Annotated in this window: 16 protein-coding genes and 1 riboswitch; of the genes, 11 read left to right on the plus strand and 5 right to left on the minus strand. The window is 65.4% G+C overall.

Annotated features, from left to right (window positions below):
* Window positions 1–6 precede the first annotated feature (6 nt).
* Entirely contained in the window at window positions 7–1,452 is a 1,446-nt protein-coding gene (locus LVJ94_51895; protein WXB05388.1) for a hypothetical protein, read from the minus strand.
* 95 nt (window positions 1,453–1,547) lie between these two features.
* Between LVJ94_51895 and LVJ94_51900 the strand changes: the two genes are divergently transcribed.
* Both LVJ94_51900 and LVJ94_51905 read left to right on the plus strand, forming a co-directional pair.
* A complete protein-coding gene (locus tag LVJ94_51900; protein ID WXB10844.1) occupies window positions 1,548–1,814 on the plus strand; it encodes a hypothetical protein in 267 nt (88 codons plus the stop codon).
* Between the two features lie 249 nt (window positions 1,815–2,063).
* Window positions 2,064–3,821: an AarF/UbiB family protein gene (locus LVJ94_51905; GenBank protein ID WXB05389.1), complete on the plus strand. Its 1,758-nt coding sequence runs from the start codon at window positions 2,064–2,066 to the stop codon at window positions 3,819–3,821.
* A 107-nt stretch (window positions 3,822–3,928) separates the two neighbouring features.
* Here the strand turns inward: LVJ94_51905 and LVJ94_51910 are convergent, their stop codons facing one another.
* From LVJ94_51910 to LVJ94_51925, 4 genes are all read right to left on the minus strand, one after another.
* Complete coding sequence (locus LVJ94_51910; protein ID WXB05390.1) at window positions 3,929–4,264, minus strand: ATP synthase F0 subunit C; 336 nt, start codon at window positions 4,262–4,264, stop codon at window positions 3,929–3,931.
* 163 nt (window positions 4,265–4,427) lie between these two features.
* A complete protein-coding gene (gene atpB, locus LVJ94_51915) occupies window positions 4,428–5,264 on the minus strand; it encodes a F0F1 ATP synthase subunit A (protein WXB05391.1) in 837 nt (278 codons plus the stop codon).
* Between the two features lie 35 nt (window positions 5,265–5,299).
* Entirely contained in the window at window positions 5,300–5,665 is a 366-nt protein-coding gene (locus LVJ94_51920; protein ID WXB05392.1) for a hypothetical protein, read from the minus strand.
* The gene (locus LVJ94_51925) at window positions 5,652–5,894 is read right to left on the minus strand and encodes an AtpZ/AtpI family protein (GenBank protein WXB05393.1); all 243 of its coding nucleotides are present in this window, start codon (window positions 5,892–5,894) and stop codon (window positions 5,652–5,654) included. Before LVJ94_51925 ends, LVJ94_51920 begins: the two co-directional genes overlap by 14 nt.
* An 88-nt stretch (window positions 5,895–5,982) precedes the next feature.
* Here LVJ94_51925 and LVJ94_51930 point away from each other — a divergent pair, with 88 nt between their 5' ends.
* The 9 genes from LVJ94_51930 to LVJ94_51970 all read left to right on the plus strand — a co-directional run bounded on the left by LVJ94_51930 (window position 5,983) and on the right by LVJ94_51970 (window position 13,995).
* On the plus strand, window positions 5,983–6,927 hold the full coding sequence (locus LVJ94_51930; GenBank protein ID WXB05394.1) for a hypothetical protein: 945 nt from the start codon (window positions 5,983–5,985) through the stop codon (window positions 6,925–6,927).
* A 14-nt stretch (window positions 6,928–6,941) separates the two neighbouring features.
* The gene (locus tag LVJ94_51935) at window positions 6,942–7,748 is read left to right on the plus strand and encodes an adenosylcobinamide-GDP ribazoletransferase (GenBank protein WXB05395.1); all 807 of its coding nucleotides are present in this window, start codon (window positions 6,942–6,944) and stop codon (window positions 7,746–7,748) included.
* Window positions 7,745–8,326 carry a histidine phosphatase family protein gene (locus LVJ94_51940; protein WXB05396.1) on the plus strand — a complete coding sequence of 194 codons (582 nt, stop codon included), beginning with the start codon at window positions 7,745–7,747 and terminating at the stop codon, window positions 8,324–8,326. Before LVJ94_51935 ends, LVJ94_51940 begins: the two co-directional genes overlap by 4 nt.
* A 36-nt stretch (window positions 8,327–8,362) precedes the next feature.
* A riboswitch (cobalamin riboswitch) is annotated at window positions 8,363–8,570 on the plus strand.
* A gap of 7 nt (window positions 8,571–8,577) precedes the next feature.
* Window positions 8,578–9,813 (plus strand): sirohydrochlorin cobaltochelatase, encoded by a 1,236-nt coding sequence (locus LVJ94_51945; GenBank protein WXB05397.1) that lies wholly within the window; start codon window positions 8,578–8,580, stop codon window positions 9,811–9,813.
* 20 nt (window positions 9,814–9,833) lie between these two features.
* A complete protein-coding gene (locus LVJ94_51950) occupies window positions 9,834–11,051 on the plus strand; it encodes a YncE family protein (GenBank protein WXB05398.1) in 1,218 nt (405 codons plus the stop codon).
* 10 nt (window positions 11,052–11,061) lie between these two features.
* Window positions 11,062–11,748 carry a PepSY domain-containing protein gene (locus LVJ94_51955; protein WXB05399.1) on the plus strand — a complete coding sequence of 229 codons (687 nt, stop codon included), beginning with the start codon at window positions 11,062–11,064 and terminating at the stop codon, window positions 11,746–11,748.
* An 8-nt stretch (window positions 11,749–11,756) separates the two neighbouring features.
* Window positions 11,757–12,131, plus strand: coding sequence for a DUF3209 family protein (locus tag LVJ94_51960; GenBank protein ID WXB05400.1), 375 nt, complete (start codon window positions 11,757–11,759; stop codon window positions 12,129–12,131).
* Between the two features lie 3 nt (window positions 12,132–12,134).
* On the plus strand, window positions 12,135–12,854 hold the full coding sequence (locus LVJ94_51965) for an FAD-binding oxidoreductase (protein WXB05401.1): 720 nt from the start codon (window positions 12,135–12,137) through the stop codon (window positions 12,852–12,854).
* Between the two features lie 4 nt (window positions 12,855–12,858).
* Window positions 12,859–13,995 carry a cobalt-precorrin-5B (C(1))-methyltransferase gene (locus tag LVJ94_51970; GenBank protein WXB05402.1) on the plus strand — a complete coding sequence of 379 codons (1,137 nt, stop codon included), beginning with the start codon at window positions 12,859–12,861 and terminating at the stop codon, window positions 13,993–13,995.
* The last annotated feature ends 2 nt before the right edge of the window (window positions 13,996–13,997 follow it).

Genomic DNA, 13,997 nt, shown 5'->3' on the forward strand with positions numbered 1-13,997 from the left:
TCCCATTCAGCGAATCGAAACGACGCCCAGCATGGCCTTGTACGCCCATTCCGTATCCGGTGTGTGGGTGATGGGCCCGTCGTAGCTTCCGCCGAAATAGACCTTGCCCTGGACGTTCCCATCGAAGGCCTCGATTCCCGTATGTCGCGGGCCACGAAGGATGTGGCGCGAAATCTCGTTTCCGCCCGAATCGATGGCATACAAGAAGGCCTGGCCGAATTGTACCCAACTGTTCGTGTCTACTTGGACGAAATCGTTGACCCCCGCAAAAACGATATTCCCGTCTGCATCCACCTTGCACGCATTGGCGAGATCGTCTCGCTGCAAATCGATGACGTGCGCCTCGACGGTGCCGTCGGTCATGTTTCCGCGGAACCAGCCGAGGTCCCATTCCATGGTGTGATTCGGCTCCTTGAACTTGTCGCCCATGCGCAGCGACCCGCACAGGATGACGTCGTCGCCGTGCACTCCGATTCCCGCGGCGGACCAATGTCCATTTTCGGTGTGGCCGAAGATGCGTGCCGTCGATTCGCGTCCGTCCGGGGCGATGCGGGTGACCAAGGTTTGAAACTTGGAGCCGGACCATACGACGGGCGCGCGGCCGAAGTGTCGGTCGTAGGCTTGGACGGTCTCCGCATCAATGGGGACGGCCACCGTGACGCCTCCCGCTCGATCGACGACCAGGCCCTCGGAGGGGGAGCCGGTCGTCATCCACGAGTGCTCCGGCATCACTTGGCGCGACCAACGCACCCCAAGGTCCGCACCGAGTGCATAGACCTTCGTCCCATAGCTCCAGGCGCTGAGAACGATGTCCTCGCCCTGCGGCGCCAGCAGGAAATGCCCGTTGTGCCAGGCGCCATACCAGGTGGGGACGATGCCGTCCTCGGGGACGGTCATCGTTTCGACTTTGTCGATGACCTCGAGGCCGCCATTGGGTTGCCTCGCGAACCGGTAAAGAAGGCGCTCGTGTTCCGAGGGGCGATCCCGGAGGGGAGCCTCCGCAAGGACGCGCAGATCGGGGGCGAGGCGACGTAGCCACACTTGCCCGTATCCCCACTTTTCACCCATGCGTGCCTCGACGAGGGTCAGTTCGCCGCTCGGATGCACGGTGAGGTCGACCACCGCCGTTTTCTCGGGCACGGCAAGGCTTGCAAGGCGTGCCCCGGCGGAGTCGAACGTCTCGACGATGCTCGTCGCGTCCAGCTGATTTCGCGCGGCCTTCGAAAAGCGCACTACCGCGACGCCGCCGCTGGGGAGTGCGACCAAACGCTGCACCTTCTCTTGATAGGCGGTGCCCACACGGCGAAGTGCCACCCCTGCGTGCCAATCGCCTTCGGCAAAAGGCGCGATGTCCACGGGCTCCGGAGGAGGCGCCGGGGCCGGTTCGGAATCACTGCAAGCGAGGAAGGGAACGACCGCGCATGCGGCCAACGTGCGAACGAGCCATCTCATGGTTTTCGGCGGCGATATTTCGGCGACGTTGCGAATTTTGCAACCCTGGTGAAATGATACAAAAAGATAAGCCAGTATATCTTTTCGTATCGGGCTTGGACCTCCGCCCTTGCGATGGGCGGCAAAAGCGTGAGTTCTATTCCGATGCACACGGGCAGTCCGTATCCATCGACTTCCTCCATCGCTACATCCTGGGCAATTATCGCCAGCTCTACGCGCGCGCCCTGGCCTGCGGCATCAACGACTTCAATCAGTCGCTCATCATCGTGAATCTCCTCGCGACGGGAAAGGCGACCCCCGAGGTCGACCGCACCGAGGAAGGCGCACGTGCGACTTTGCTGCTAGAGGTCATGGCCGAATGAAACGTGTCCGTTCGGCATTTCGTTCTGCAAGAACCGCGGCAGCGTGATGAACCGGCGGGACCGGCGCGATGCATGGCGCCAGAAAATCAGGATCGCCGTGACCTTTGACGATCCTCACGCCAGGAATGGACGAGGGCGCCGGCCTCGCCGGGGTTGTCCCGCTGCCGCTGCTCGCCAGCAAATGACTCGCGCGCTTGCCACGAATCAATCGACTTTTGCGTTGAGCACGAATCGGGATACCGTACGGGGGTGATCGGCGTCGTCTCCGCTATCCGCGATCTAGGCCGCCTGCGCGAGATCTCCACCGTGCTCGTTCGCCACGGCTTCGGCGAAATCGTCACCCGTGCCGGCTTCGGCGGCGGCAAGAAGCGGCCGCGCGAGGACGCTGCGGTCACCGACGGCAACGGCAGCTCCCAGGTTTCCCCGCTTGCCGAGGGCACCGCGGAGGAGATCCCCGATGCCGAGTTGCTTCGCGGTGAGGAGGAGAAGAAGCGCATCTCCACCTCCGAACGCCTGCGCCTGGTGCTGCAGGACCTTGGCCCCTCGTTCATCAAGCTGGGGCAGATCGTCTCCACCCGCGGCGACATCCTCCCGGAGGAGCTCATCACGGAGCTGAAGAAGCTCCAGGACGAGGTTCCTCCCATCCCGTTCTCGGACATCAAGACGGCCATCGAGACGAGCCTTTCCTCGCCGCTCGAGAACCTCTTCGTCTCCTTCGACGAGCGGCCGCTCGCCACCGCGTCGATCGGTCAGGTGCACCGGGCGGTGCTCGAGAGCACGGAAAACGGCATCACCCGCAACGTGGACGTCGTCGTCAAAGTTCAGCGTCCCGGCGTCGCCGCCACCGTCGCGCGCGATCTCGAGCTGCTCCACATCATGGCTGCCGCCGTCGAGCGAGCCATTCCCGAGACGCGCATCTATTCGCCCATCGGCTTGGTGCAGCAGTTCGATCGCTCCATCACCAACGAACTCAATTACATGGTGGAGGCGGACAACGCGGAGCGTTTCGCGCAGAACTTCGCCTCCAAGCCCATGGCGCGCTTTCCGCGCGTGTACAAGCACGTGAGCTCGAAGACGGTGCTCACCCTCGAGTTCTTCGACGGTCGCAAAGTCGACAAGGCCGTCACCGATGGCTTCGACGGCCCGCGCATCGCGAAGGAAGCGCTCGCCGTGGTCATCAAAATGGCCTTCGAGGACGGCTTTTTCCACGCCGATCCGCACCCGGGCAACGTCATCGTGATGGGCACGCCCGAGCAGCCCATCATCGGGCTCATCGACGTCGGCATGGTCGGCCGCCTCTCGCCCGAGCTGCGCGATTACACCGTCGACCTCATGGTCGCCGCGTACCGCAAAGACTCCTACGGCGTGGCCGACGCGCTCTACAAAATCGGGCGCCCCACGAAGAAGGTCGACATGCGCGAGTACCGCGCCGAAGCGGCCATGCTCGCCGAGAAGTACCTGGGCCGCCCGCTCCGCGAAATCGAGATGTCCGCGATGATCCGCGACCTCGTGCAGGGCGCCATGAAGTACGGCATCGAGATCCCCACCGACTTCATGCTCGTCGGCAAAGCGCTGATGACCATCGAGGGTATCGGCAAGCAGCTCGATCCGGATCTCGACGTCTTCGGCAGCGCAGGCCCGCACTTCATCGAGATTCTGCGCCTTCGCTATTCACCGCAGAAGCTCGGCAGCGAATTGCTCCGCGGCGTGGGCCAGCTCTCGCGCACCGGTTACGACATGCCGATGCAGGTCGGCGAGGTGCTCGAAGATCTCCGCCTCGGACGCCTCGCCCTGCGCACCATCGACCCGGAGATGCCGCGCGCGACGGATCGCCTGGGGCGGCGCATCTTCACCGGCGCCATCCTCGCTGCGCTCATCACCAGCGGTTCCTTGCTGCTCTCGCGCGGCGTCCACGAAGTGTTCGCCCAAGCGATGCTCGTCGTCGCCGGCGTGGTGTGGCTCGCCCACACCGTGCTCGATCTGTGGCGCGGTCCGAAGAAGCTTTAAACAAATAAGCACCCGCGGCACGTGATTCACGCACCACGGGTGAAAGACTGGGGGGTGAAAGTCTTGGTGCCTCGCGGCTGGCAGATGCAGCGCGCGAGACGCGGGGCTCAGATCTTCCCGAGGATGAACAGCGAGACGACGAGCGAGAAGAGAACCAGCGACTCGATGAGCGCCAGACCAAGAATCATCGGGGTCTGGATACGGGCAGCTGCACCCGGGTTGCGGGCGATGCCTTCGAGGGCTGCACTGGCAGCGCGACCCTGACCGAGACCGCCACCGAGCACCGCGAGTCCGATCGCGACGCCGGCGCCGATCGTGCCCCACTTCCGGACGTCGCCATCGACGGCGTACTTGTCAGCGGTCTCGGCGGCAAAGGCGGCGGAGGAGATGAGTAGCGTCGCCAGGGCGGCGAGTACGGGAGCGAGCTTCTTCGAGGTCGACATCTTCTGGGGCTCCTTTAGGAGGTTCCCCGCGGGATTGCGGGGGCAAAACGGTGGTCAGCGGTGTGAGTGCGTTTGCGAGCGAGCCGTTTAGTCGGAATCACCCGGTCCGCGCAAGAGCGTCTTTTGAGCAGGGGAGAGCAGGCGCGCAGCGAGGGGGCCTTTATCACGCGGGGGGCTGCACGGGAACCCGGGTGATGTCATGTTTTTTTCCGGGCTGATGGTCCTCGATGTGCTCGTCGTGTTCCGTCGCCAAGGAAATGTAAACGGTGGCCAGCAGGGTGAAGACGTAGGCCTGGACGGCGATGACCAAGGTACCGAGCAGCATGACCGCCACCGGCACCACCAGCGCCACGAGGGTGTGGAAGATGCCGACCAGGAGATGGTCGACGGACATGTTGAGCATCAAACGAACCGACAAGGTGATCGGCCGGATGATCAGGCTCATCACCTCGAGCGGGAAGATGAGGAAGGCGAGCCACCAGACCGGACCGGCCAGGTGCTTGATGTAGGCGAAGCCGTTCTCCTTCAAGCCGTAGTAATTGAAGGCGAAGAAGACGACGAGCGAGCACCCGAGCGTGATGTTCCACGACGAGGTGGGGGGCGCGAACCCCGGGATGAGGCCCAGCAGGTTGCCGAAGAAGATGAAGATGGCCGCCGTGCCCACCACGGGGAAGTACTTCTTGGCGCGCTTCGGCCCCATGGCGTCCTTCATCGTGTCGTAGACGTAGCCCACGAACAGCTCGAGGAAGGTGCGCGAGGTCAGCTTGTCTTCCGGAACGATCGCCTCGTCCGCGATGCCCTTCGGCGCCACGATCTTGGCTTTGGCCGCAAATGCCACCAGCGAAAGCAGGATCACGATGAAAACGCTCACGACGAACGGCTCGATCGTGTGCGTCGTCACCTCCTGCCCGGTTGCCGTGTGGCCCAGGGCGTGGGCGAAGTCCTTGAAGAAGGGCAGTTTCGCGATCAGGTAGGTGAAAAAGGAGGTGTGCTCCGGCATGTCGGCCTCCCCTCTACACTAAGGAGAGAACAATTTCACCCGCGAAAGAGACCCTGGATGACGATGCCCAGGGGCAGGGCCCCAAGTCCCGTCAAAAACGGCAGGGGAAGGATGACTTTCAGCGACAAAAGAATGATGACCCCGCTGAAGAGGACCAGGAACTTAACGAGGACGATGGGGGCCCAGCGGGAGCCCTGCTGCGACGGATCGATGCCCGTCATGAGGCTGACCATGCGGGTGATCACCCAAAGGTCGAGCACCGCGACGGCGACCCCTGCGGCCGTCGACACAGAGGCGTGAACACCGAACAAGATGGCCGCGGCCAAGGTGAACACCGCGCCCACGATCAGAACGGGACGCAGCGCAGGGATGCGCGAGCCGTCCTTTTCATCCGTGGCCATGGCGATCCCTTTCTTCGTTCTCTCGGTCTTCTTTTTCGAGTGCGCGCTGTTCGAGTTGGGCCATGCGGAAGAGGGAGCGGAAGCCCGCGAACGTGCCGACCATCAGGCCGATCCACACGAGGTAGCCCGTGCCGAGGCGTCCGTCGAGGAAACGCCCTCCGAGAAAGCCCGCGGCAATGAGCGCGAAAAACTCGAACCCGACCGCGGCATATCGTCCGAACTGCTTCACGTGTACGACATTCTAGCCGACGCCGGCGCTCCACGACGCCCGGACTTTTCACAGGCAGCCCGAAGCGGCGGGCTCTATCATGCGCGGTATGCCCAAGCTTGAAATCGGTGTCTTTCTTACTGTTGCGCTGACATCGACCTTGGCCTCGGCGCAGCAGCAACAACCCGCGGGGCCGCTGCCTCCACTGCCGGCACCCACGCCGCAACAACCTGCCGCGGCTCCGCCGCCGTACGTGTACCCGGGGCAGCCGGCCCAGCAACCGGCGCCCCCGCCGCGATCGCCGCAGCCGGCGCCGACCCCCGGCGGCCCGTACATCTCGCAGGACATTCCGCCGCCCCCGCCGATGATCGAATACGAGCCCGCGCCTGAGCCCGTTCACGCGCCAAACTATTCCCTCTACACGGGCGCCTCGCTGCGCGCGTTGGGCTTTGGTGGCTATTTCTATACGAACGAGCTCGGCCGCGAGGAGACGACCGGTAACTTCCTCGGTCCAGGCGCCGCCGTCGAAGTGGACGTGGGCGCGCGGCTCGGCAGGCACTACATCCCATTCCTCTTTTGGGAACACGGGTTCATGCGACAAGGTCATCGATTCGACGGAACCGATGCCACCTCGTCGAGTGACCTCGTAGGCCTCGGATTTCGCTACGCCGCCGGCAACGTGGATCGCGCGAGTTTTCTCTCCGAACTATCCATCGGTCTGCGCACCGTGACCGTGAAGAACGGCAACGAGACCTTCAAAATGTCGACGTGGGAGCTTTTTCGCCTCGGCCTCGGTGCGGAAATCCGATTTTCGAAGTTGTTTACCATTTCACCGATGGCCCACATCTCCAGCGGCGCGATGAACGATAGCGATGGAAGCGTGACCTTCAGCGCCAACGGCTCGCGCGATTATGCGGCCGCGGCAGCTTCGAATTCGAACATTCGGCCACCGTTTCATCCGACGTTCGTCGACGGCCAAAATATCCAATCGGGAAGGAGCTATGTCGTAGTCGGTATTGGCTGCGGAGCTCACTTTGATATTTTCGGAAAATGAATTAGAGCAAACCCATGTCGACAGCGGTCGGCGTTGATGGGTTGGGGAACGCTCCTTCGTGGCTGCGAGGCATTCGGGCCGCGGTGACGGTTCTCACGCGGGTTCCCGTCGGCGGGTTTCCCTATTCGGATGCGGATTGGCGCTGGTCCGCCGCGTACCTGCCGCTTGTGGGCACCATGCTGGGGGCCCTGCTTTCCGGTGTGTGGATCCTCACCGTGCGCGCGGGGCTTTTGGTGGCCGCCGTCATGGCCGTGGGCGTCTCGCTCTTCATCACCGGGGCGATGCACGAAGATGGATTGGCCGACACCGCCGATGCGCTGGGCGGGGGCACGACGCGGGAGCGGGTGCTCGCGATCCTGAAGGACAGCCGCATCGGGGCCTTCGGCGCGGCGGCGCTGACCGTGACCTTGCTGTTGCGCGTGGCCCTGCTCGAGCGACTCGGGCTCATGGCGCCGATCGCGCTGGTCTTCACGCACGGCGCGGCGCGTCTCGTGCCGGTGTGGCTCATGGCGACCTTGCCGTATGTCACCGACGAGTCGGTGGCCAAGAGCCGATCCATCGTGGCCGCGGGGCGCGTGCAGGTGGCGGTTGCCACGGGGTGGGTGCTCATCGTGGGCTCCGCGCTCTGCTTGATGGACGCGCTCAACGTCTTCGAGGTCGTCTCGGCCTTGGCGGCGGCAGCCACGGTGGGCATGTTCTGCGCCTTTCGCTTTCAGGCCCGCGTGGGCGGCATCACCGGCGATTTCCTCGGTGCCGCCGAACAATTGAGCGAGTGCGCGATGCTGCTGACCTTGGCCATCGTGCGCGGCGGCCCACCGTGACCGAGGGGCTGACGCGGCGCCTATGGGTTGCCCGGCACGCGCCGATCGCGAGCCCCGGAGAGCGCTGTTACGGCCGCACCGATGTCGCGGTCACCGTTCCGCATGATCGCGCGGCGGCGCTCTTGGCCGAGTCGTTTCCCTCGGGTGAACCACGGCCGAACACGGTGTGGACGTCCCCCGTGTCGAGGTGCGCGGCGGTGGCCGAACACCTCGCCGGGCACTTTGGTGCGGCGTTTCGCGTGGACGCGGCGCTGTACGAAATGGACTTCGGCGCGTGGGACGGCGTCCCGTGGACGGACATCCGCGCGCGGGATGACGCGGCGTATGCGCGCTGGATGCGCGAGTGGGAGCACGTCGCACCGCCCGGTGGCGAGGCCCCGCAGGACATGGAGCGGCGCGTGCGGACGTGGTTGACGTCGCTGTCGATGGAGCAGCCGGAGCGATCGCATGGGCTCGTGGCCCATGCCGGCGTCGTGCGCGCGCTGTATGTCGTGCTCGAGGGCTGCCCGTGGCCCGATGCGATGGGGCGTGCCGTCGAGCATCTCGCGTGGGTCCCGTTTCGCTTGGGGCACACTTGACATCGGACGCGCGCATCGACGAGCATGCGCGCCGTTGACAATTGAATCGCCTCGGGTGCCCGCAAGGGCACAACAGGGAAGCCGGTGACAAGCCGGCGCGGTGCCGCCACTGTATGTGGGGAGTCGTGCTTCGAAGCCACTCGATCTCGCTATTGAGAACGGGGAAGGGGAGCACGGCGCTGCAGCCTTCGAACAGCTGCTGAACCCACGAGCCAGGAGACCTACCCGGGGTTTCACGCGAGAGGTGCGCCATGCACTCTACTGCGTGGCGTTCGGGTGCGGATCTCACCCGGGCCACCGACCCGTCGATCGACACGTGCGTTTTGCTCGTCGGCCATGGAAGCCGAAATCCCGAGGCGAACGTCGAGTTCGAATCGCTGGCCGAGGTGTACCGCGCGACGGGGCGGCATGTGCAGGTTGGCTACATCGAGCTGGCCCGACCGCTCGTGTCCGACGCCCTCGCCTTGGCCGCCCAATCGGCGCGGCGCGTGGCGTTGGTTCCGCTTTTCTTGTTTGCGGCGGGGCACGTTAAAAACGATCTCCCCCTGGCCATCGCGGAAGCGCGCCTCCGCTTCCCATCGGTGCAAATCGCGGTGGCGCCGCACCTGGGGGTGCATCCGTCGTTGGTCGCCATGGCCTACGATCGCGCCGCACCGCAGCTCGGGGAGGATGCGGCCACGCGGGCGAAGACCTTGTTGCTCGTGGTCGGGCGCGGTTCGAGCGATCCCGATGCCAACGGGGAATTTTGCAAGCTGGCGCGGCTTCTCGGGGAAGGTCGCGGGCTGTTCGACGTGCAGCCTTGCTTCATGGGCATCACGGGCCCGAGCGTGGAGACCGCGCTCGATCGCGTGGCGCGCGTGCGGCCCGAGCGGCTGGTGGTGTTGCCCTACCTGCTCTTCGCGGGGCGCCTGGTGGAGCGGCTCGCGGCGCAGGTCGAGGCCTTTGCGACGCGCCATCCATGGATCCGCGCATCCTTGGCGCCTCACCTCGGATACGACGAGCGGTTGCTCGCGTTGATCGACGAGCGCGCCCGTCAGGCGCTTGCGGGCGAGTCGTTGTTGCCCTGCGACACCTGCCAATACCGGACGGCGCTTCCCGGGTTGGAGCAGCAGGTGGGCGGGCTGCGGGCGCTGCTCTACAGCGTGCGGCACACGCTCACGCATGCGCAGGCGTCGATGCCGGTGCACGTGCACCGTCCGCTGAAGAAGCACGTGCTCGTGTGCCTCAACGCCGACTGCGTCGATCGCGGAAGCACCGCCGTGCTCGCGGCCTTGCGGCGCGAGGTGAAGCTTTGTGGACGCGCGCGCGAGATCAAGGTCACGCGCACGTCGTGCATGGGCCGCTGCGGGGAGGGGCCGACGGTGGCCGTCTACCCCGACGGTGTTTGGTACCGCGGCGTGCGCGACACCGACGCCGCAGAAATGGTGCACGAGCACCTTCTCAACGATCGGCTGGTTGGGCGGCTGGTCGACGACATTTTGCAGTGAATTCCAACGGGAGCGACATCATGAAAACGATTCTAGGGGTGGTCACCACAGCGATTCTGTCCACGTTGGCCGGCTGCAGCAGCTCGTCGGATCCGGGGCCGGGGTGCCAGGAGAGCTACACGGTCACGTCGCAGGGCAACACGGGCAACTTGAAGAACCGCGCGTACGTCGCGAGCCGTGACTCGGGCAACATCACGGTCATCGACCTCGACACGCTCGAAATCGTGGGCTCCGCCAACACGTGCAGCCGCGGCTACCACATGGCCGAGCTCAGCGCGGACTTCACCAAGATTTACGCGTCCAGCACGGACAACGGCAAAATCGACGTCCTCAACGCGCGCTCCTTGAACGTCAGCAAGCGCATCTCCGTCGGTGCCGATCCGTCGCATCTGAGCTTGAGCCGCGATGGATCGCTCATCGCGGTCGTCGACGAGAAGGACAACGCCGTGTCGTTCATCGACCCGAAGACCGACGTCGAGGTCAAGCGCCTCTCCGGCTTCTACACGCCGCACTTCGTGCGTTTCTCCGCGGACAACCGCCACGCGTACGTCGCCAACATGGGCGCGTACCACATCACGCGCGTCGACCTGCCGTCGCTGGCCATCGACGGGGAGATCGCGCTCGACGGTCACGCGGGCCCGCCGGTGGCGCCAGCCGGCAAGGAGGAGTTCGGCTTTGCCGACGCGCAAATCGACGAGAACGGCGTGCTCTGGGCGGCGCATGCCGGCACCGGGCAAGTGCTTCTCTACGATACGAAGACGCGGACCAAGCTGCCCGAGATCCGCGCCGGAGAGAACCCGTGGATCGTGTACGCCGAGCACCCGTTCAAGGGGATCGAGGCGCGCATCGTTCCGAACCATCGCGATCGCAGCGTGTCGCTTCTGCACCAGCTGCAGACCGCGTCGGCGGACACCATCGTCACCGAGGAACCGGAGTCGTACGGCGTGAACTACACGCCCCTCGATCCGGGGAAGGCCTTCGTCATGAACCGCATGCGCGAGGAAATCGCGGTCATCGACACGCGCACGAAGAAGCGCACCGCGACCATCCCCGTCGGTGGCAACACCGAGACGGCGTCCACCACGGCCGACGGCAAGTACGTCATCGCCGCGGTGAGCAGCGCCAACCGCGTGGTGGTCATCGATGCGGTGACCAACGCCGTGGTGAAGACGTTCGACAACGTCGGCAACTACCCCTGGACGGTGACCATTCCCCAGGGCCAGAACTACTGCCACTGAGGCGCCGGTCATGTCGCGGTTCGTCTTGTACACGCGGAAGCTTCATTTCATGGCGACGGCCATTCTCGGTGTGCAGCTCGTAGCTTGGGCGCTCACCGGGTTTGCCTTTACCTTGTTCGACTTCCGCGTGGTGCGAGGCACGGACGATCGCGCGCCCGTGGTGGCGCTCGACTTCGCCTCGGTGCGTCTGCGCCCGGGCGAACTCGTCCCCGACGCGCGTGACGTTCAATCGGTGCGCCTGAAGATGCTCGACGCGCGTCCGGTGTACGAGGTCAGCGTCGCCGGTGAGCCGCGGCTGATCGACGCGGCCGACGGCACCGCGGTCTCCATCGACGAGGCCCGCGCCTCGCGCATCGCGGCCAAAGCTTACCGTGGGGATGCGCACGCGCGCGGCATCGAGCGCCAAGACGACGACGGCAAGGCCGTCTGGGTCGTGCACCTCGACGATGCACGCGCCACCGACGTGGCCGTGGACGCGACCACCGGCGACATCGCGTGGTGGCGCAACGGAACATGGCGCGCGTTCGACGTCCTCTGGTCCATCCACGTACTCGGCTACGTCGACCGTCATAGTCCGGCGCATTGGCCGCTACGCATCGTCGGCTTCCTCGCCGCCATGGCGGCCATGAGCGGTGCGGGCCTCTTGTTGTCCCGCCTCGTTCGCCGGTTCTCGATTCGAAAAACCCAAACCCGATAGGAAATACGATGGCTTGCCACGAGATTGCAGCACTTCGTCTGGGACTGATGAACATCCTCGGCATCGATGACGAAGCCGAAAAGGCGCATGAGCTCGCGGAGCTGGGCGAGGCTGCGCGCACCCCAGGACCGCTTGCCTCGCTGACCGTGGCCTCGGACCTGGACGGGCTGGTGAAGCTCTTTTCCACGTCGCTGGTCGACTTGAACGAGAAGGTCTCGCGCACGCCCGCCGGCGATCCCAAGCTGCCGTATTTGCGAAGCTTGGTCGTGCTCACGAAGAAGGTCGAGCTGGAGTTGCGCGCCCATGTGGAGGGCCTGGGCCGCATGAACCGCGAGCTCGAAGAGATGCACGATCTCGTGCACGAGCTCTTTCCGGCGGAATAACCTATGGCCGCAAACCCGAAGACCCTGCGCGTCGTGGCGGCCCATTCGGAGGGCGACTGCGCGCGCGTGCTCGAGATCGAGACCGTCGATGCGAGTCCGCTCACGCCCGTGGCGGGCAAGTACATCATCGTCAACACGGGGGTGATGGCGGGCGACAAGCCGGTCAAGCGCGCGTATTCGCTGACGTCGGCCTACGGGGAGGCTCATCGCGCGCGCCTCATCGTGAAGAAGCTCGGCGCCGGTTCGAGCGCGCTGCACGAGGCGCCGCTGGGCGCGGAGTTCTCCTTCAGCGGGCCGTGGGGCAAGCTTTTGCCCGAGCCGGGTGAGCCGCCGCGAACCTTGGTGGTGGCCACCGATACGGGCATCACCACGGCCATCGGGCTGGCCACGCAGGCGAGCACGCTGTCGACGTGCCGCGTGGTGGAGGTGCTCTGGCTCCGCGGCGAGGGCGAGACGTTCTTGGACGTCGACGACGTGCGCCACCGCATCGAAGCGGCCGGGGTGAAATATGTGTGCGCAACCATTTTGCCGGCGAGCGATCCCGCGCGCGTGAACGAAGCGTGGGCGCACGTCGAAGCGCGTGTCGCCGAAACCGGGGCGGAGGTCGTGCTGGCGTCGGGCGACGGCGCCATCATCCATCCGCTGCGCACGCGCTTGGTGCCCGCGGTGCGCGAAGTTCGCGTCGAGTGCTTCTTCCACAACCCGGAGAAGAAAATCGCCTGAGCTCATGACGGAAGCCCCCCGCACGCTCCGCACGGTCGTTCCCCCGCGCAATCCGAAGGGACAGCGCGAAGGCTTCACCACGGGTGCGTGCGCGGCCGCCGCGGCCAAGGCCGCTGCGCGTCTCTTGCTCCGTGGCGGGGACTTGGTGGACATCGAAACGACCTTGCCCAATGGTCAGCGTCACACCTTCGTGCTCGAGCGGTGCGAGTGCGAGGGTGACGTTGCGTGCTGCAGCATCGTCAAGGATGCCGGCGACGACCCCGATTGCACCCACGGCGCCGAAATCGTGGCCCGGGTGACCCTTCGCGCGGAGCCGGGCATCGAGCTGCGCGGCGGCGAAGGCGTGGCACAGGTGATGAAACCCGGCCTCGGGCTCGAGGTCGGCGGACCGGCCATCAACCCCGTACCCCGCCGCAACATCACGCAGATGGTGCTCGAGGAAATCGCGGGCAGCGCCTTTCGCGGCGCCGTGGTCACCATTTCCGTGCCCGGCGGCGAAGAGCTGGCGAAGCAGACGATCAACGCGCGCCTGGGGCTCATCGGCGGTATTTCCATCCTGGGCACCTCCGGCATCGTGAAGCCGTATTCGACGGCCGCCTACAAGGCCAGCGTGGTGCAGGCCATCGACGTCGCCCGCGAGCGCGGCATCGACGTCTTGGTGCTCACCACCGGCGGCAAGTCGGAGGCGTATGCCATGCGCCTCTATCCGGATTTCGCCGAGGAAGCCTTCGTGCAGGTGGGCGACTTCGTCGGCGTGGGCGTAAGGCATTGCGCGCGCCGCGGGGCGCTTCGCGCGGTGGTCGTCGGGATGATCGGCAAGCTCTCCAAGATGGCCGACGGCAAAACGATGACCCACGCCGCGGGCTCCGAGGTGAACATGGAGCTGCTCGCTGGCATTGCGCGCGATCTCGGTGCGAAAGACGCCATCGTCGAGGAGATCCGCGGCGCGAACACCGCGCGCCATGTCCTCGAGATCGCCGCGCGTGAGGGCATCACCACCGTGTGCACCGCCATTTGCGAGCGCGTCGTCGGGCACCTGGGGCGGCACGCCGGCGGCGCCATTCAGGTTCACGCGGTGCTGGTCGATTTCAACGGGACGGTGCTCGGGCGATATCCGCCCGATGTTTCGGAGGCTTCATGACG

The organism is Sorangiineae bacterium MSr11367, assembly GCA_037157805.1.
Taxonomy (GTDB): Bacteria; Myxococcota_A; Polyangia; order Polyangiales; family Polyangiaceae; genus Pendulispora; species Pendulispora rubella.